Origin of the sequence: Streptomyces sp. NBC_01260, from assembly GCF_036226405.1 — a bacterium.
Lineage (GTDB): Bacteria > Actinomycetota > Actinomycetes > Streptomycetales > Streptomycetaceae > Streptomyces > Streptomyces laculatispora.
In genome coordinates, this window is record NZ_CP108464.1 from 178,816 (window position 1) to 196,354 (window position 17,539).

General features: G+C 69.9%; 15 protein-coding genes and 2 pseudogenes. 4 read left to right on the plus strand and 13 right to left on the minus strand.

Annotation, left to right across the window (positions count from 1 at the left end):
- The first annotated feature begins 87 nt into the window (after nt 1-87).
- Nucleotides 88-935, plus strand: a protein-coding gene (locus OG322_RS00975; protein WP_260147306.1) for an IS5 family transposase whose coding sequence is annotated in 2 segments (ribosomal slippage) — nt 88-451 and nt 451-935 — 849 coding nt in all. Because the reading frame shifts where the segments join, the coding sequence is not laid out codon by codon here.
- Here OG322_RS00975 and OG322_RS00980 read toward each other — a convergent pair.
- Nucleotides 932-1,276 carry a DUF2750 domain-containing protein gene (locus OG322_RS00980; protein ID WP_123467438.1) on the minus strand — a complete coding sequence of 115 codons (345 nt, stop codon included), beginning with the start codon at nt 1,274-1,276 and terminating at the stop codon, nt 932-934. The two genes, OG322_RS00975 and OG322_RS00980, sit on opposite strands and share 4 nt — an antisense overlap.
- A 103-nt stretch (nt 1,277-1,379) precedes the next feature.
- Here OG322_RS00980 and OG322_RS00985 point away from each other — a divergent pair, with 103 nt between their 5' ends.
- On the plus strand, nt 1,380-3,062 hold the full coding sequence (locus OG322_RS00985) for an ISAzo13 family transposase (protein ID WP_266411580.1): 1,683 nt from the start codon (nt 1,380-1,382) through the stop codon (nt 3,060-3,062).
- Between the two features lie 112 nt (nt 3,063-3,174).
- Here the strand turns inward: OG322_RS00985 and OG322_RS00990 are convergent, their stop codons facing one another.
- From OG322_RS00990 to OG322_RS01035, 9 genes and pseudogenes are all read right to left on the minus strand, one after another.
- Nucleotides 3,175-3,507, minus strand: coding sequence for a hypothetical protein (locus tag OG322_RS00990; protein WP_123465913.1), 333 nt, complete (start codon nt 3,505-3,507; stop codon nt 3,175-3,177).
- Between the two features lie 197 nt (nt 3,508-3,704).
- Complete coding sequence (locus OG322_RS00995) at nt 3,705-5,813, minus strand: phosphocholine-specific phospholipase C (protein ID WP_124286046.1); 2,109 nt, start codon at nt 5,811-5,813, stop codon at nt 3,705-3,707.
- 606 nt (nt 5,814-6,419) lie between these two features.
- A pseudogene (locus OG322_RS01000) lies at nt 6,420-6,527 on the minus strand (IS5/IS1182 family transposase); the annotation flags it as partial.
- A gap of 261 nt (nt 6,528-6,788) precedes the next feature.
- A complete protein-coding gene (locus OG322_RS01005) occupies nt 6,789-7,388 on the minus strand; it encodes a D-glycero-alpha-D-manno-heptose-1,7-bisphosphate 7-phosphatase (protein ID WP_329305893.1) in 600 nt (199 codons plus the stop codon).
- Nucleotides 7,385-9,373 carry a PfkB family carbohydrate kinase gene (locus OG322_RS01010; RefSeq protein ID WP_398912395.1) on the minus strand — a complete coding sequence of 663 codons (1,989 nt, stop codon included), beginning with the start codon at nt 9,371-9,373 and terminating at the stop codon, nt 7,385-7,387. The genes OG322_RS01005 and OG322_RS01010 overlap by 4 nt, the downstream gene beginning before the upstream one ends.
- A gap of 91 nt (nt 9,374-9,464) precedes the next feature.
- Nucleotides 9,465-10,262, minus strand: coding sequence for an ABC transporter permease (locus OG322_RS01020; protein WP_185095533.1), 798 nt, complete (start codon nt 10,260-10,262; stop codon nt 9,465-9,467).
- Complete coding sequence (locus OG322_RS01025; protein ID WP_123465903.1) at nt 10,255-11,049, minus strand: ABC transporter permease; 795 nt, start codon at nt 11,047-11,049, stop codon at nt 10,255-10,257. Before OG322_RS01025 ends, OG322_RS01020 begins: the two co-directional genes overlap by 8 nt.
- A complete protein-coding gene (locus OG322_RS01030; RefSeq protein ID WP_329305894.1) occupies nt 11,042-11,965 on the minus strand; it encodes an ABC transporter ATP-binding protein in 924 nt (307 codons plus the stop codon). Before OG322_RS01030 ends, OG322_RS01025 begins: the two co-directional genes overlap by 8 nt.
- Before the next feature lie 311 nt (nt 11,966-12,276).
- On the minus strand, nt 12,277-13,668 hold the full coding sequence (locus OG322_RS01035; RefSeq protein WP_329305895.1) for a phenylacetate--CoA ligase family protein: 1,392 nt from the start codon (nt 13,666-13,668) through the stop codon (nt 12,277-12,279).
- Nucleotides 13,669-14,015: 347 nt separating this feature from the next.
- Here OG322_RS01035 and OG322_RS01040 point away from each other — a divergent pair, with 347 nt between their 5' ends.
- Entirely contained in the window at nt 14,016-14,474 is a 459-nt protein-coding gene (locus OG322_RS01040) for an HNH endonuclease family protein (protein WP_124286043.1), read from the plus strand.
- Nucleotides 14,475-14,486: 12 nt separating this feature from the next.
- Here the strand turns inward: OG322_RS01040 and OG322_RS01045 are convergent, their stop codons facing one another.
- The 3 genes and pseudogenes from OG322_RS01045 to OG322_RS01055 form a co-directional block, all read right to left on the minus strand.
- Nucleotides 14,487-14,639 carry a hypothetical protein gene (locus OG322_RS01045; protein ID WP_329305896.1) on the minus strand — a complete coding sequence of 51 codons (153 nt, stop codon included), beginning with the start codon at nt 14,637-14,639 and terminating at the stop codon, nt 14,487-14,489.
- An 82-nt stretch (nt 14,640-14,721) separates the two neighbouring features.
- Nucleotides 14,722-15,713, minus strand: a pseudogene (locus OG322_RS01050) (IS5 family transposase).
- Between the two features lie 270 nt (nt 15,714-15,983).
- Complete coding sequence (locus tag OG322_RS01055) at nt 15,984-16,454, minus strand: heavy metal-responsive transcriptional regulator (RefSeq protein ID WP_123465895.1); 471 nt, start codon at nt 16,452-16,454, stop codon at nt 15,984-15,986.
- A gap of 62 nt (nt 16,455-16,516) precedes the next feature.
- On the opposite strand from OG322_RS01055, the gene merB reads away from it, so the two are divergent.
- Complete coding sequence (merB, locus tag OG322_RS01060) at nt 16,517-17,509, plus strand: organomercurial lyase (RefSeq protein ID WP_241200388.1); 993 nt, start codon at nt 16,517-16,519, stop codon at nt 17,507-17,509.
- The last annotated feature ends 30 nt before the right edge of the window (nt 17,510-17,539 follow it).

The window sequence follows — 17,539 nt, forward strand, 5'->3', positions numbered from 1 at the left end:
CAGCTGGAAGCCACGACTTGTTTCCCGGCAAGCCCTAAGAACTCCTAACGAAATGATCTTCGAGGTGATTGGATCGCTCCGGGACTGATGATCCGGGGGTGCGGGGTGGCTCGGCCAAAGCCGTGGGAAGTTGATGACGAGTTGTGGGCGGTGTTGGAGCCGCTGTTGCCCAAGGTTGAGCGCCGGACCCGGTACCCCGGGCGCAAGCGGCATCCGGACCGGCTCGTGTTCCAGGGCATCCTGTTCGTCCTGCACACCGGGATCGCATGGGAACACCTGCCGCAGGAACTCGGCTTCGGCTCCGGAATGACCTGCTGGCGCCGGCTGGCCGAGTGGACCGAGGCTGAGGTGTGGTCGCGACTGCACGAGGCCCTCCTCGCCAGGCTCCGCAGCGCGAACGCCCTGGACTTCTCCCGGGCGGCCGTCGACGGCTCCCATATCCGCGCGTTAAAGGGGGCTCCAAGACGGGACGAAGCCCTGTTGACCGGGGCAGGACGGGCAGCAAGCACCACCTGATCACCGACGCCACCGGCATCCCGCTCGCCGCCACCCTGACCGGCGGCAACCGCAACGATGTCACCCAGCTGATCCCACTCCTCCAGGCCGTACCGTCCGTGCGGGGCAAGCGTGGCCGGCCCCGGCGCCGCCCGGACGTGGTGCTGGGTGACCGCGGCTACGACCACGACAAGTACCGCCGCATGGTCTGGGACCTCGGCGTGAAGCCGGTGATCGCCCGGCGCGGCACCGAGCACGGCTCAGGACTGGGCACCCAACGCTGGGTAGTGGAGCGCGCATTCGCCCACCTGCACTGGTTCCGCCGGCTGCGGATCCGCTGGGAGATCCGCGACGACATCCACGAAGCCTTCCTCACCCTCGGATGCGCACTCATCTGCTGGCGGCGACTGCGCGCTCTGGTGACCGATGCCGTGGGCTAGCTATCTGCCGCTAGCCGGTTAAGGACTTCCCCGGGGGTGAAGCTCCAGCCGACCAGACGCGGCCCGCTCCAGTTGATGCCGATCACGAGTCCGTCCCTGGCGGCATCGGGCAGTACAAGATCGCACCAGGTGCCCAAGGGCATGGAATCGACGCGGAGCCCGTGCCCCCAGATCTTCGCCGCCCTCTGAGCCCGGGGCGAGGTCGACCAGAAGGGAAAACTTCGCGTGCCGTCCGCGGAGAGGTGAGTCGGACTTCCGTCGTCATGCCGGACAAGCCAGACCACTCTGTTTTCACGGACGTTTCGGAAGAATGCCGCCGCTTGCGAACCGCTCTGACTCATGGCCACCGAGCCTAGCGTTCCCCAAGACCCATTTCGTTAGGAGTTCTAAGGGCTTGCCGGGAAACAAGTCGTGGCTTCCAGCTGTGGGGCTCGTTGGTCTGGTATGGGGAGACCGGAGGGGATCGAGTCCGTTCTGGCGGCGAAGTTCCAGGTGCTGTTGCCGCATCTGGACGAGCGTCAGCGTCGGCTGGCCATAGGGGCGGAAGCACTGTCGCTGGGGCATGGTGGGATCAGGATCGTCGCCGCTGCGGCCGGGGTCCGGGAGGCCACGGTCTCGCGTGGGGCGGCTGAACTGGACTCCGGTCAGGCCCCGTTGGGGCGGGTGCGCCATCCCGGCGGAGGGCGGAAGAAGGCGGCCGAGCTGGACTCTGGGCTGCGGCCGGCACTGCTGGCGCTGGTCGAGCCCGACGAGCGGGGCGACCCGATGTCGCCGCTGCGCTGGACGACGAAGTCGACCCGGAAGCTGGCGGCGGAGCTCACCCGCCAGGGGCACCGGGTCTCCGCCGATACCGTCGCCGGCCTGCTGCGGGAGGAAGGCTTCAGCCTGCAGGCCAACGCCAAGACCATCGAAGGTGCCCAGCACCCCGACAGGGATGCCCAGTTCCGCTACCTCAACGAGCAGGCACGAGGCCACCGGGACGCCGGTGACCCGGTGATCAGCGTGGACAGCAAGAAGAAGGAGCTGATCGGCGACTACAGGAACGCCGGGCACGAGTGGCAGCCGGCAGGCCGTCCCGTGAGGGTCAAGACGCACGACTTCCCCGGACAGGCCGAGAAGGCCATTCCGTACGGAATCTACGACGTGGCGGCGAACACCGGCTGGGTCAGCATCGGCACCGACCACGACACGGCGGCGTTCGCCGTCGCCTCGATCCGGCGCTGGTGGCAGGCGGTCGGCCGGCACGACTATCCCGGCGCCCGCCGGCTGCTGATCACCGCTGACGGTGGCGGCTCCAACGGCTACCGCACCCGGGGCTGGAAGACCCAGCTCGCCGATCTCGCCGCCGAGACCGGCCTTGAGATCACGGTGTGTCACCTGCCGCCCGGCACCTCGAAGTGGAACAAGATCGAGCACCGACTGTTCTCCCACATCACCATGAACTGGAGAGGCAGGCCCCTGACCAGCCATGAAGTCATGCTCCAGACCATCGCTGCGACCACCAGCCGCACCGGCCTCACCGTCCAGGCCGAACTCGACAGCGGTGAGTACCCCACCGGCATCCGCGTCAGCGACGACGAGATCGCCGCCCTGCCCATCACCCGCCACCGCTTCCACGGCGACTGGAACTACACCCTCCACCCCCAGCGCCCGAAGGACACGACGACCACCACCAGCACACAGGACGAGGCCCTGGCGGACGGACCGGCCCGCCTCACGCAGCGTTCGTTACAGGACCCGGAACTGACCGGGATGACCCGCCGGCAGCTCAACGAACTCATCGACGTGCTGACTCCAGCGATGGAGATTCAACGCGAGCAAGTGCTCCGCACCCGCAGAGGCCACGAACGCCTGGTGGCCCCTGGCACAGGAGCCAAACCCAAGCTCACCTCAGCCGACCGGGTCCTGGCCACCGTGCTCCACCTGCGAAAACTCGCGACCATGGACCTCCTGGGCCAGCTCTTCAACACCACCGCCATGACCATCAGCCGCGCGGCGAAAGACGTCCGCCCACTCCTGGAAGCCCACGGAATTCACATCCCTGCCTCGACCGCTCGCTTTCGCACACCGACTGACATCGCGAGATTCCTCGACCTCGACAAAAACAAGATCAAACCGACGTGTTGATTCCCGGCAAGCCCTAAGCGCCGAATAATTCAGCGCTCGCACACGCCGACCTTCAGGACCGTCGCCGGCCCGGGACCGCCGATCCGCAGGAGGCGGCCGGGATCGCCGCGCTCTACGCGGCCCGGCCGAAGGAGCTCGACAAGGCGTAGGCCGATGCCCGGTAGGCAACGGGCAGGGGCCAGACGCTCGGGTGCGGCCGGCCGATCCGGGCCGGCTGCACCAGCAGCACCGCAGAGCGGTGCTCGGAGGCGAGCTGGGTGCTGTGCCAGAGCACAACGTCCCGCACGATGCCTGCGGCCTGCTCGTCCTCCCCGCCCTCCAGGTGTGAGAAGTCGAGGTCGGAACCCGCAAAGCCCGCCGCGGTGGCGGTGCCTCCGAGGGCGGCGAGCCAGATGAGGAGAGCGGCGAGACGGTGCCTGATGCACCAGCGGGCGATTGCGGCCAACGGGACGGAGGCCCTGCGGTTTCATGGACGTCCACCGGCGGACAGCGTGGTCGGCCGGTGGACGTCACATGACCTGAGACCGCCACTTTGACAGCAAAACATCCTTTGTCTGTTTCGTGTCCACGGTCACAGAATCTGGTCCGCTCCTTGCACAGGGTGCGCCGGGCGACCTCCCCGCGCAGGGGCGCCGGGCCCGTTCAGCCGGAGACGCTCTCCCGGCCGTTCTCGATGTGCCCCATGAGCCGCCGCCGGAATCCGTCCTCGCCGTCCGCCGTGACGTCGAGGTCGTACCAGCCGTGCGCGTCCGCCGCCGAGTGCACGACGGTACGGCTGCGCCCCGGCTTGACGGCGACCCGGCGCGTCCAGTCCCGCAGGTCGTCCTCGTCGACGTAGCCGAGCGGGCGCACGGTGAAGGTCAGCGTGCGGCGGCCGGTGTTGCGCAGCGTGAGGTGGAGGTCGCGCTCGCGGGCGTCGATCCGCGAGGAGACCTCGGCGCCGCCGTCGGCCGGTCCGGCGAACTCGCGCCGGAAGCCATTCGGACCGGTGACCGTGAACCGGTACGCCTCCCCCGCCGGCCGCACGGTCCAGTGCGCCGCGCCGTTCACGTCCCGGTGGAGCGGGGCCGGGACCTCGTCCGCGTACGGGTAGAGCGCGAAGTGCGCGCCGGCACGGCCGGTGTTGCGGAGCTCGACCCGCAGGCCGCCCGGCGAGCGGCGGACCTGCGCGTCCGGCTGGTAGGGCAGCGGCCTCGCCGGGCGCGCGCCGGGCTCCTGCTCGGGCAGCCGCTGGACGGACGGCGGCCTGGGCTGCCAGCGCCCGCCGAACGGAGGGATGGCGCCCGGCCGCTGGAGGGCGGGCCGCCGCCGGGCGCGGGTGAAGTCGAAGGCGGAGGTGAGGTCCCCGGTGGCGGTGCGCCGCCAGTCGCTGATGTTCGGCTCGCGCACGCCGGTCCAGCGCTCCAGGAAGCGGATCACCGAGGTGTGGTCGAAGACCTCCGAGCAGACGTATCCGCCGACCGTCCACGGGGAAACGACCAGCAGCGGCACCCGGATGCCGAGGCCGGTGGGACGGCCCTCCCAGCGCTCCTCGGCGACCTCGGGGGGCGCGACGGGCGGCGGTACGTGGTCGAAGAAGCCGTCGTTCTCGTCGTAGTTGATCAGGACGGCGGTGTGCCGCCACACGTCGGGGTTCCGGCCGAGGGCGTCGAGGATCTTGTAGACGACGGTGGCGCTGTGCACGGGCGAGGAGACGCTCGGATGCTCGGAGTCGATCGCCGAGGGCACCAGGTAGGAGACCTCGGGCAGGGTTCCGGCGGCGACGTCCTTGGCGAACTCGTCCGCCAGCGTCCCCGTCTCCACCCGCCGCAGTCCCCGCTCGAACAGGCTGCGCTCATGGCGGGTGAGCGTGACCACGCCCTCCTCCAGCAGCCCGAGCATCCGCTCCCGCTCCGCCGCGTCGTCCGTGTCCCGGACGGCGGCGTAGAACGCCTCCATGTACGTGTGGCCGCCGGTGCGGGCGAGCGCCTTGCGGGCAATCGCCTTGAAGGTGGCGTAGAACTCGATCTGATTGTCGGTGAAGTTCTCCCACTCGGTATACGTGCGCCAGCTGCGCCCGGCCTTCTCCAGCCGCTCGGCGTAGGTGGACCAGTCGTAGCCGGGGTGGGTCCCCTCGTCGTACGCGTCGTTGCCCACGGCCCGCTCGCCGTTCGCCTCGAAGCCCGTCTTCCCGCTCCACAGGTGGTTGCGGTTGGGGCTGGTCGAGGTGTGGACCGAGGAGTGGTAAGCGTCGCAGACGGTGAAGGTGTCGGCCAGTTCGTAGTGCAGCGGGATGTCGCGGCGGTCGTAGTACGCCATGGTGGCGGCCGTCTTCGCGCTGATCCAGCCGTTCATCCAGCCCTCGCCCCACGCTTCGGCGCCGCCGTTCCAGGAGTGGTCGAGGGCGCCGATGTACTGGAGGTCCTTCTTCTGCTGCTCGGCCGCCCCGCGCACCGGGAACGGCAGCACGGTCGAGCCGAGCGGGCCGGGCTGCTCGAAGACGCTCTTGCCGGAGGGCAGCTCGATCGCGTTGCGGTCGGCGAAGCCGCGCACCCCGCGCAGGGTCCCGAAGTAGTGGTCGAAAGAACGGTTCTCCTGCATGAGGATCACCACGTGCCTGATCGACCCCAGCCCCTCGCCGGACCCCGTGCGGTCGGGCTGCGCGGCGATGGCCGCCTGGAGCGACGGCGGCAGGAACGATCCGGCCGCAGCGGCGCCGAGCGCTCCGCCGCCCAGGGCGAAGAGCCGTCGCCGTGACATGTCCGTGGTCAAGGAAGCCTCCCGGTTCCGGTGGTTACAGGCGGGAAACTAGCCAGGCCAGGTGGCGGTGGGAAGGACTGCGTACAGACCGGTGGTGAACGTCCAGCAGGCCGGACTGGACATCCCGTCCCGCCTGCCGACGTCCTCACGCCGCGGCCCGCAAGGGAAAGCACGGTGGGCGCCCGGCGGTCATCACCGACGAGATGCTGCATGCGGACGGCTCCTGGGCCCGCGCCGTAGCGCCTGGGGCACGGGAGCTGCCCACCGTGCACCAAAGTGGCCCCCGCCGTCTGTGGGACGAGAGTGCTGGGCGACCGTCTCGGGCGGGTTCCCGATGTCCAGGGCCGGGACCGCAAAACGTTCGGCTCGGTTCTGTAGTCGGTGGTGACGACATGTGACGAGTCTCGTTGACATCACATGCGTGACGCCAATTCCCTTGTGGGCACGGTGTTTTCGGGGCTCGCGGCGCTGGTCGTCGAGGAGGTGGTGGATGGCGGTGAGGCGATCCGGGTCGCGTCCGGACCCGGGATGCTCCCTTACCCTGCCCTGCCCTGCCCGGTGTGCGGGGTGCTGACGGGGAAGGTGCACGGGTACTACAGCGGTCCGTGGCGGATGCAACAGGATCCCCTGAAGACAGAGCCGGTCGGATACCGGCCTCGGCCCCGGCGCCCGCTCCGGCCACGGAGGCAGCAGCGGCTCGATCAGTGCCCACAAGTTGTCGTACACGGTCCACGGCCGAGTGCTCACACGCTCACGAACGGCCGAATCATCACACCGGTACGACGCCATCGCCAACGCCTCTGTCTGGAGCCTCACCCCTGAAGAGGCCGCCCCAACAGTCTCGTGCCCGTCATCGGCCTGGCCGGCTGCACGGCCCTTGCCCTGCCGGTGACCGCAGTCCTCCCGGGCACGGGTGTCCTTGCTCTTGGGGCGGGGGTCAAGGCCCCGACACGAGCGAACCCCTCCCCGGCACGACCAACCACAAGATCATCCCACCCGGTCAGCCAACGTGACAGCGCCGAGCAAACGCATGTGGCGGAGAACCTCGGACGTCGTTGCACCGGTCACCTCGGGATCAACGCCCCCATCGAGCCCAGGACCCACCCGTGCGGTACGGGTTCCCGCCCGGTGGCCGGCCTCCACGTCACGCGGGGAGTCGCCGACCATCCACGACCGGGCGAGGTCGAGATCGAGGTCGCGGGCGGCTTGGAGAAGCATGCCGGGGGCCGGCTTCCGGCAGCGGCAGACGAGCCGGTATCGGGGCACCGTGCCCTCCGGGTGGTGCGGGCAGGCGTAGATGGCGTCGAGCCGAACCTCCTGGCGGCCCAGGAGGGCGCGGAGCCGGTCGTGCATCGCGTCCAGGACGGTGGCGTCGAGCAGGCCCCGGGCGACCCCGCTCTGGTTGGTGACCACGACCAGAGCGAAGCCCTCCTCCTGAAGGGCGCGCAGCGGTGCACCAATGTCCGGCTGGAGGGCCAGCTCGTCCGGGTGGGCAGGGTAGTGGCGGTGCTCCGTGAGGGTGCCGTCGCGATCGAGGAGGACCGCCGGACGCCGGGGCCGGTCCGCGTTGCCGCCGGTGGCGGTCACTGGGCACCGACCCGCCCGGTGAGCCGGTCGATCCGGCTGGTGGTCGAATGCCCGTCCAGGTAGGGCACGGTGACGACACTGCCTCCCCAGCTCTCCACGAGGCCGGCCTCGGGGACGCGCTGCCCCGCGTAGTCGCCGCCCTTGACCCAGACGTCCGGGCGCAGCTCGGCCAGGATCCTCTCGGGGGTGTCCTCGTCGAAGACGAGCACGCCGTCCACGCAATCCAGCGCTTCCAGCAGCATCGCCCGTTCCCGCTCGCCAACGGCTGGTCGGCTCTCGCCCTTGAGACGGCGCACGGAGGCGTCGCTGTTGAGGCACACGATCAGTGTGTCTCCGAGGCGGCGGGCCTGTTCCAGGAGCGCCAAGTGCCCGGCGTGCAGCAGGTCGAAGCATCCCCCGGCGCCGACCACGCGCCCGCCGTGCTTCCGCACACGGGCGGCCAGTTCCTGCGGGTCTGTCGTGGCGGTGACGGGCCGGGCGGTCAGCGAGGAGGGGCCGCCCGAGGTGACGTATTGCGTGGCGGCGTCGACGGCCGCGGCCACCGCGTGCGAGGGCAGTCGTCCGGTGCCCAGCATCAGCGCGGCGGTGACGGCCAGTCGGTCGCCGGCCCCGCAGGCGTCCCCGGTGGCCCGCCGGGCCGGGACGACCAGGGGGTGGCTCTCGGGATCCGCGACGAGGACCGCGCCATCGCAGCCCCGGGTGACGGCCACCTGTTTGACGGGCCATCGGGCGAGCAGCCGTACGGCCCTCGCTGCATCGCCCGCGAGGTCGCGCGGCGCCGCGTCCCCGGTGAGGGCCAGGGCTTCTTCCGCGTTGGGGACGGCCAGCGCGGTCCCCGGTACCGGGGCGGTGCCCCGGGGATGCGGGTCCCACACCAGTGGTCGGCCCGTGGCCGCATCAGTCAGCGCCTGACGGACGTCGTCGTGGGCTGTGATGCCGCGCCCGTAGTCGCAGACGAGGACGGCGGAGGCTTCCGCAAGCCGGGCACGGGCCTCGGGCGGGAGTGGGCCGAGCCGAAGTGCCGCGGTGCCGACGCTGTCGGCACCGGAGTCACTGTCGGCATCGAATCGCAGCAGTGTACGGCCAGCCGCGCGGACGCGGGTCTTCGTCGGCGTGGCGCCTCCAATTGCGAGGCTTATGATCTCCACTCCCGCTTCGTCCAAGAGGGCGCGGACCCGGGCCCCGGGCGCGTCCTGCCCGAGGCCGCACACGAGGGTGATCCTCCAGTTGGGTTCCCGGGCGGCGAGTGCGGCGGCCAGCCCCGCGCCGCCCGGCCGTTCAGTGGTGCGGACGTTGGAGACGACGGGGACGGGGGCTTCGGGAGACAGCCGCTCGGCCGTACCGGTGATGTCACGGTCTAGCAGCACGTCGCCGACCACCACCAGCCGCCGTGTGTCACCTGGTTCCTCGGCAGCGGCGGCGTCGGCCTCGACGAAGTGGGCGTCGACGGCCGCGCACAGCAGGTGTATGGCGACCAGGTGGCATTCCTGGACGGTCGCCACCTGGGCGGCGTCCACGTACACGGCCAGATCGCTCGCCTCGGCCAGGGGATTCGGGCCGGGGCCGGTCAGTGCCCAGACGGTCAGGCCCGTCTCCCGACCCGCCCGGGCTGCGGCGAGCACGTTGGGGCTGGTTCCGGAGGCGGAGAGCAAAAGGAGGACGTCACCGGGCCGCCCGTGCGCGCGGACCTGCCGGGCGAAGACCTCTTCGGGCCCGTAGTCGTTGGTGAGGGCGGTGACCGAGGAGGAGTCGGCGTGCAGTGCGATCGCCGACAGCGGCGCACGCTCGGCGCGGAAGCGCCCGACGAGCTCGGAGGTGAGGTGCTGGGCTTCGGCCGCCGAGCCGCCGTTGCCCGCGACCAGGAGCCGCCCGCCGGCCGTCAGGACGGCGGCGAGGGCTCGACCCCACCGGTCCAGCGCAGCGGTGTCGAGGCGGTGCAATGCCCCGGTCAGGGCATGGATGTGGTCTCGGCCCGATATGGTCACGATGTGCCTTCCGAAAGGATTGGGACAGGGAGAGGGCCGTTGAAGTCCGGGCGGCACGCGACCACCCGCCCCGGTGTCACACGCGCCGGTGTCACACCGGCTCGGGTGCGACACCGGCGCGGACGCGCCGGGCCTGAAGCCGCAGCAGAAGAGCGGTCGCGAGCAGCCACAGTCCTGCCACGACCGTCTCGTGCACGACCGCGCCCCACAGCTCGCCGGCCGTGCCGGTGCCCAGGGAGCGCAGGGCGTCCAGCCCGGCTCCCAGGGGCAGCACCTGGCCGACCAAATGAAGGACGCCCTCCGGACCCACGGGAACGACCACGCCGGCGCAGAGCAGGATCAGATAGCCGGCGACGTTGACGACGAGCCCCTCGTCAAGGCCGGACAGAGCGAGGGCACAGCAGAACAGGCCCGTGCAGAGGCAGCCCACCGTGGTGAGGAGCACCAGGGGATACCCGGCCGCAACATCGGCCGTCCCGTGCCCGCCCAGAACGGTCGGCCCCAGGACGAGCAGCGCCAGGAGCGAGGCCGCCAGCCCTTCGGCGACGTACACCCAGGAGCGCAGGAGCAGGACGACGAGCAGCGGGGTGTCGCCGAGGCGCAGGCGGTACATGGTCCCCTGGGGTACCTCGGAGGTCACCACGGCGGAGACATGGCTGGTGACCGCGGCCACCGGGGCGAAGGCGACGGAGCCGACGAACGCGTGGGCGCGTCCGGCGTCTCCGGCAGTGAGCTGCCCGAGGAGGGTGAAGAAGGCGACCTGGAAGACGGTCCGGACTCCGATGCTGGCCGACGCCGCGAGTCCGGCCGAGGCGACACGGTAGTCCTTCCACGAAAGATGGCAGATCCTCAGGGCCGTGGTGAGCACATGGCGAACGGTGTCAGGCAAGTTCAAGGGTCCCCCCGGCTCGGCCGCGCCGCAGCACGGCGTTGAACGCCCACACCCCGCCAGCGAGATAGAGCATGGTCAGCAGCAGGACGCCCGCCAGATGCGCGTAGGCGAACGCCCGGCCGTGGGAGGCGTCTTGGACCAAGCCGGCCACGTGGTGCAGGCTGACGGCCTGGGCCGGCCAGCGCAGCACCGGGGCGAGCATGTCCGGAGGGATGACGATGCCGCCGAGGACGAAGACCGGGTAACCGAGGGCCTCGATGATGCGCAGGCCCGCCCGGGAGAGGAAGACGACACAGCTCAGGACGAGCCCCATGGCGGCTGCGGAGACCACGGCCGCCACAATGACGAGCGCGGCCACCGATGGCCGGGGAAGCTGCGGGTGCAGCCCGAGTACGGGAACGGCGATGGCCGCCGCGGCCAGGGTGCGTACGAAACCCGCCGCCGCGACACCGAGAGTCTTGCCCAACAGCACCGACAGCAGCGACACCGGGCGGACCAGCAGGGCCGCGAGGGTACCCTGCGACGCCTCACGACGGAGCAGCGTTCCCGCTCCCCAGAGGGTGGACGACCACAGGGCGATCATCACGACGCCGAACACGATCTCGGTCGTCCGCTCCGGGCCCAGGTGCGCGCCGTCCCGGGAGACGACGGCCAGCAGCACGACCGGTTGGATCACGGAGACGACCGTCGCGGTCTTGACCTGGGCTGTCTCCCGCATCTGGAGGACGGCGGCGCGCCACATCGCCCAGGCCTCGGCCTTCGCAACACGAAGAGCCTCACCCATGGTTCAGCGCCAGTCGTCGCAGCACGGCCTCGACACCGGGCGAGGCAACGTCGATGTCCGCCACCGGATGCCGTCGTACGACCTCGGCCAGCCGGTCGAGTACGGCCGCGTCCCAGGCGCCAACCTGGAAGGTGAGCCTCCACCCTTCCTCGTCCTGATGGATCCGCACGGACGCGTCGGTCAGGAGCGCGGCGGCGTCGCGCGGAGCGACTCCCGGGCCGGACAGCCGCACCTCGGCGGTGAAACCGGCCTGCTGCCGGAACTCGGCAATGGGCAGGTCGTGGGAGACCGTTCCGGAGTCGAGCAGGACGACCCGGCCCGCCAGGCGGTCGATGTCCGTGGGGTAATGGCTGGTGAGGATGACCGCCGTGCCCGCGCGGGCGAGGCGGGCGATGGTGTCGCGGACACGCTCCGCCTCCGCGAGGTCGAGGCCGATGGTCGGCTCGTCCAGCATGAGCAGGCACGGCCAGTTCAGCAGCCCCACGGCCAGATGGAGGCGTTGCCGCATCCCCTTGGAGAACGTCTCGACCCGGCTCCCCGCGCGCTCGGCAAGCCCGACCTCTTCCAGGGCAGCGAGCGAGCGCGTACGCAGGTGACGGTGCGATCCGGACAGACCGCCGAAGAACATGATGTTGTCGAGGGCCGAGAGTCGGGGGTACAAGCCCCGGTCGCCGCCGAAGACCACACTGAGGTGACGTCGCGCCAGGCGCCCATCCCTGGCCAGGTCGATGCCGCAGACGCTGGCTCCCCCCGCCGACGGCAGGAGGAGCGTGGAGAGGATCTTCAGGAGCGTGGTTTTGCCCGCACCGTTGTCCCCGAGCAGTCCGACAATCTCACCGATTCGTACGGTAAGGCCGACCCCGCGCAGTGCCTCGACGGGAGGGGTTCCCTGGAAGGTTCTGCGGAGGTTCTCCACCTGTAGTACTTCTCCGTCCGGCTGGCACGGCCCTACGACAGTCCTCATCCTCATTCCACGTCACCTCGTCATATTCCGGGCGTGTGCGGCAGAGACCTGACCTGCCCCGGGCTGGCGCGGCACCGGCCAGCCCGGGACCCGGCTTCCGCGGACGGAATTCCGGGCGATCTGCTAGATCACGCCGTCGGCGCGAAGGAACTGCTGAATCTGCGCGATGCGCTCCTCCTTGGTCATGTCGGTCACCTCCTCCTCTGATCGGACGACGGGCCTCCCGCAGCGTGGGCGCCGCCTTCACGCCCCACGACCACGCTCTACCCGGGGGCCGTGGACGTGCCGGGGAGGAAGCTCACGAAGTCGACGTCCTTGCGTCGGCCGGCGCTGTGGAAGTCGCCGTCGGCGACCGTCCGCACCCGGCACCTGACGCCGGCGCCGAGAACGTCCTCGAGGTTCCGCGTCAGCTCCGCGGCGTCCGCCGCAGTGAATGACGGGGCCGGTGCGACCAGTACAGCCACGGAGAAGTCCGCCTCCTGCACGATCTGGTAACGCCGAACCGGGTGGCGGCGAGCCGCCCGCGCGACCCAGAGCACGGGAAGAACCGTCCCGTCAGGCCGTCGCAACTCGCCGGGGTTGCGGCCTTCCACAAGGTCCATCACTTTGTGCGGGAGACCGCAGCCGCACGCGGCGGACGCCAGCGAGCCGAAATCACCGGTCCGGTAGCGGATCAGAGGCATCGCCCGATTGGTCAGGTCGGTGATCACGATCTCCCCGGTGTGCCCCTCCGACAGCGGTACACCGTCGTCGTCGACGACCTCCAGCCAGAGCCGCTCGGACTCGATGTGATAAGAGCCCGCCTCGCACTGCACCGCGATGGTGCCGGCTTCCTTCATCGCGTACATGTCGATCATTGGTAGGCCGAAGAACTCCGTGAGCGCTTCCCGTACGGCGGGGACGAGAAGCTCACCGCACGTCACGACGGACCGGACCGACAGCAGCGGGCCGCCGTGCGAGCGCAGCAGCTCCATGAAGTCCAAGAGGTTGCGTGGTGTGCCCGCCAGGACGTCCGGACGGAGGCTCCTGGCGCGCTCGGCGAACGCGGCGCGCTCGGCGGATCCGGCGCGGTCGGACGCCTCGCGTCCCGCGAGACCGAACTGCGCGACCCGCGCGAACCCCGCCCCGGGAGAGGTGTACTCGAACCAGCGGTCCATCCGCGCCAGGCACGGCATCAGCACCGTACGGTCGAACGCCTTGCCCTGCCGCTGGTTCCTGACGAGCGCGGTAGCCCACTCGTGGACCAGCGCATCATCGTGACGGACCATCCGCAACGGCACTCCGCTGGTCCCCGACGTCTCCAGAACCCGGCAGGTCGTCGGATCGATGTCGTCGTCGCAATGGTCGACCATGCCCTCGGCCAGCTCGAGCTTGCTCACCAGAGGGAACGTGGAGAGCAACCGCCAGGGATCTCCCCGGTCATCTGCCGTAATCCCCGCCCGCCGATACGCCGGGACGGCGTCGATGGCGTGCCGGAGCGACGCGGAAAGGCGCTCGCCCTGCAGGTCCCTGAGTGCTCCGGGCCGTCTCGCGATCTCGGAGTACCGCTCGTACTCCTCGTACACGCGCGGGAAGAGCAACCCCTCATGGATCAACTGCGACCGCCAGTGCCGCTCGTCCTCCGGCTCCACCAGCGGATCGAATCGCTGCCGCAATGCCCCACCGCCTCCGCTCCGCGCCCGTGTCCAACACCCCGGCGCTGTGCCTCACGCCGACCAGTCTGATGACCGCCTCTTGCGTCGAGCTAACGTCTCGCTAACGCGTCGCTGCTGAGGTGAGCTTCCCCTCGTAGCGTGGAGTCCGTGACTGCAGGGGAAGTTGGGAGTCATGGCGGAGAAGCGACGAAGGTTCAAGCCGGAGTTCCGTGAGGGAGCTGTACGGATCGTGACGGAGACGGGCAAGCCGATCGCCCAGACGCTTGTGCCTCACGCTCTCATCACGACCTGTGAGGCACAGCAGGTGGGAACACCTGTGGCGTACGTGGCTCAGCCCTTCAGAGGCTATGCAGACAACCCGGAAGGAAGTCCTCATCGCCGAGGCGGTCAAGGTGCTGGAACAAGGCGCGCGGTGTGCGCTGACGGGCGGAGAGTGGCTGAGCTACTCCGACGAAGTCACCGTGACCTCCGCGACGAAACTCGATATCGACCACCTCGTGCGGCTCGCCGAAGCCTGGGATTCCGGGGCATCGAAGTGGGACGCCGACCGGCGCGAGCAGTACGCCGACGACCTCACCGCTGAACGGTCGCTGGTAACGGTCACGGCGAGGACGAATCGCAGCAAGGCCGACCGCGACCCCGCGCAGTGGCTTCCGCCGGCCGCGTCCGCGCAGTGCACCTACGGTGCCGACTGGATCGCGACGAAGCTGCGGTGGAAGCTCACCGCGGACACCAAGGAGCGTGCGGCACTGGCGAAGCTCGCGAAGGGCTGCGCCAACACGGTCGTGAAGTACAAGGTCGGCTGACCTGACTTGGGGTCACCGCATCCGGGTCACGGTCAGTGTCCCGTGCCGGCCTGACCCGGCCAGGATCTCGACCACCAGGTCCGTGTCGATTCCGGTGTACGACCCGTCTCCGGCCCGCAGTTTCCCCGTCACCGGCGCATCGGCAAGGGCTGTTCCGGCATGCACGGCGAGGACCTGGTCGAGCCGGGCCGACAGCCGGACCCGGTCCTGCTCGGCGTCGGTGACTAGGGCCCGTATTGGGTTGTGATCACTGAGCGGTTCGCGTGAGGTCCTTGATCCAGATCATGGAGGCCCGGAGGTGGAGTCCGGCTTGGTAGCTCTCGGGCGTCTTGTCGTAGCGGGTGGCGATGCCGCGCCACGCCTTGAGCTTGTTGATCGAGCGCTCGACCGTGTTCCGTTCCTTGTACAGGGCGGTGTCGTGAGTGAGAGGCCGGCCGCCCCGGCGGCCTTTCTTCTTCCGGTTGGCGGTCTGGTCCTTCTTCTCCGGGATGACGGCCTTGATGCTGCGTCTGCGCAGGTAGGCGCGATTGCCGCGCGAGGAGTACGCCTTGTCGCCGGCGACTGCGTCGGGCCGGGTGCGGGGCCTGCCGGCCGGGCCACGGATCCGCAGCTTGTCGAGAACGGGGATGAACTGCGGGCTGTCGGCGGCCTGTCCCGCGCTCAGAGTCAGCACGAGCGGTCGGCACTGACGGTCGCAGGCGATGTGGACCTTGCTGGTCTGCCCGCCACGCGAGCGCCCGAGCAAGGCAGCCTTCAGCCGGAGCTTGCGGCGCCGCCGGAGACGTCTTCGCCCGGCAGCACCATCGGCTCCCGGCCCGGTTTGTTCATCTTCGGTGCCCCCTTTGAACGGGCCTTCTCCTCCTCCGCAGCCCTCTCCAGGGCGTCGAGCACTCCGGGGCCCAGACGCATGCCGGCCGCGTCATGGTGGGCACGGGTGGTGGTGGAGTCCACGCTGACCAGAGAGATATCCACCTCACCCCGCGCGGCCGCCTGCGCGATCAGCCCTTCCAGCAGGGCCTCGAAAACTCCGGCGTCCCGCCACTGGCGGAAGCGGTTGTGCACGGTGGACCACGCACCGAACTCGGCCGGCATCTCACGCCACTGCGCTCCCGAGCGGAACTTCCAGATCACGCCCTCGAACTGCTTCCGCAGCCACGCGGGATACGGGCCGTACTCGCCGATCGGCAGGTACGGCTCAACGTACTCCCACTCCAAGTCCGTCAGTTGCGCCCGTGTCATGCATTACGGACTACCGGACCCGCCCGCTCGACGAGGGCGAAACACACAGATTGATCACGACTCGATACACGCCCTAGGGCGAGGTTCCGAGGCCGGCGCCGGGGGCCGGTGTAACCGACCACGGCCGCTTCGGCCGTGGTCGCGTGCCTGATCTTCACCCACGACGACCGGCGCCCCAGCGGGTAGGCAGCCGTCCCGCGCTTCGCGACCAAGCCCTCCAGTCCCTGCTTGTTTCCGCACTGGGCGTGTCCCGATTCCTGGTCCTGTCCCTTATGACGGGGTGCTGTTGTCAGCGGGTGTCGCTCTGTGCGTGTCGCTTTGAGGCGTCCTTCGTGCGGGACGGGGTGGGCTGATGATGCGGCAGATGGTGTCGGCGTCGCTGCAGGACTGGGGGTCGGTCTTGGCTGCTTGCTGGGCCAGGTCGCGCAGAGCGGTGCGGGTTTTGCGGAGCTCGGCGATTCGCCGGTTGATCTCTTCGAGGTGCTGGTGGATGAGGTCGGTGACGTGTGCGCAGGGGGCCTCGCCGCTGTCTCGGAGCGCGAGGATGCCGCGGATCTCGGCGAGGGTGAGGCCGGCGTGCTGGGCATCGCGGATGAAGGTGAGGCGGGCTTCGGCGGCGGGCGGGTAGTCGCGGTAACCGCTCGAGGTCCGGGGCGGCGGGGGCACCAGGCCGGCCTGTTCGTAGTAGCGGATGGTCTTGGCGGTCAGTCCGCTGATGGTGGCGAGGTCCCCGATGCGCATGGCTCCAGGCTAACTCTTGACCTTCCAGTGTGCTGGAAGGTCTAACGTCGGCTGCAAAGGCGATGAGCTGGGAGGACGACATCATGCGGATCAGGGTGCTGACGGTTCCGGACTGTCCCAACGGGCCGGTCGTGCGGGAGCGGATCACGACCGCGCTGGCCGGGCGGGACGTCGAGGCGGAACTGATCGAGATCTCCGAGCAGGCGGAGGCCGAGCGGGCAGGGATGACCGGCTCACCAACCGTCCTGTTCGATGGCATCGACCCGTTCGTGCAGGCCGGAGCGGTGGCGAGCGTGTCGTGCCGGATCTATCGGGACGCCGACAGCAACGCGGATGGGGCGCCGAGCGTGGACGACCTGCGCCGGGCCCTGGCCGCCGCGGGTTTGCCGGAAGTGGCGGACGACGATTCCTGTGCGGATGTGCTCGACCTGGTTGGGCGGGACGGTCGGGGTCGTGTCGCGCCGGTCGAGGGCGGGCTGCGGGCGGTGCATCAGGCGGTGTTGCGGCACTTCGCCGCCACCGGCAGCGCGCCCGAGCTCGCCGAGCTGGAACCGGTCGCGGCAGCCATCGGTCAGACGGCATCCAAGGTGCTGGCCGAGCTGGCCCGGGAGGACTTCTTGGCTCTGGACCGGTACGGACGCATCCGGGCCGCGTATCCCTTCTCCGCGGTGCCGACCGCGCATCGGGTGGCGATCGCGGGCGGAACGCAGGTGTGGTCGATGTGCGCGATCGACGCACTGGGCATCTCCGCGATGCTGGAGACGGACACCGTGATCTCCTCTGCCGATCCGGTCACCGGAGAGAAGGTCACCGTCACCAGCGAGGACGGGAAGACCATATGGGCGCCGGCATCGGCGGTGGTGTTCGTCGGGCGCCGCGGCTGCTCGGGGCCCGCCGCCGAGGTGTGCTGCGACACCCTGAACTTCTTCACCAGCACGTCCTCCGCCCAGGCGTGGATCGAGCAGCATCCGGACGTGGACGGGCAGATCGTCGACCGGGACCGCGCCGAAGAGATCGGCAGGACCACCTTCGGGCCACTGCTGACCGCCAGCTGACCGGCCGGGCAGGCCCGTCAGGAGCTTCCT

Coding starts and splice junctions, on each gene's coding strand:
- OG322_RS01025 (WP_123465903.1), bottom strand. CDS start 11,049: ATGGGTGAGGCTCTTCGTGTTGCGAAGGCCGAGGCCTGGGCGATGTGG.
- OG322_RS01055 (WP_123465895.1), bottom strand. CDS start 16,454: ATGCGCATCGGGGACCTCGCCACCATCAGCGGACTGACCGCCAAGACC.
- merB (WP_241200388.1), top strand. CDS start 16,517: ATGAGCTGGGAGGACGACATCATGCGGATCAGGGTGCTGACGGTTCCG.
- OG322_RS00980 (WP_123467438.1), bottom strand. CDS start 1,276: ATGAGTCAGAGCGGTTCGCAAGCGGCGGCATTCTTCCGAAACGTCCGT.
- OG322_RS00985 (WP_266411580.1), top strand. CDS start 1,380: ATGGGGAGACCGGAGGGGATCGAGTCCGTTCTGGCGGCGAAGTTCCAG.
- OG322_RS01040 (WP_124286043.1), top strand. CDS start 14,016: ATGCAGACAACCCGGAAGGAAGTCCTCATCGCCGAGGCGGTCAAGGTG.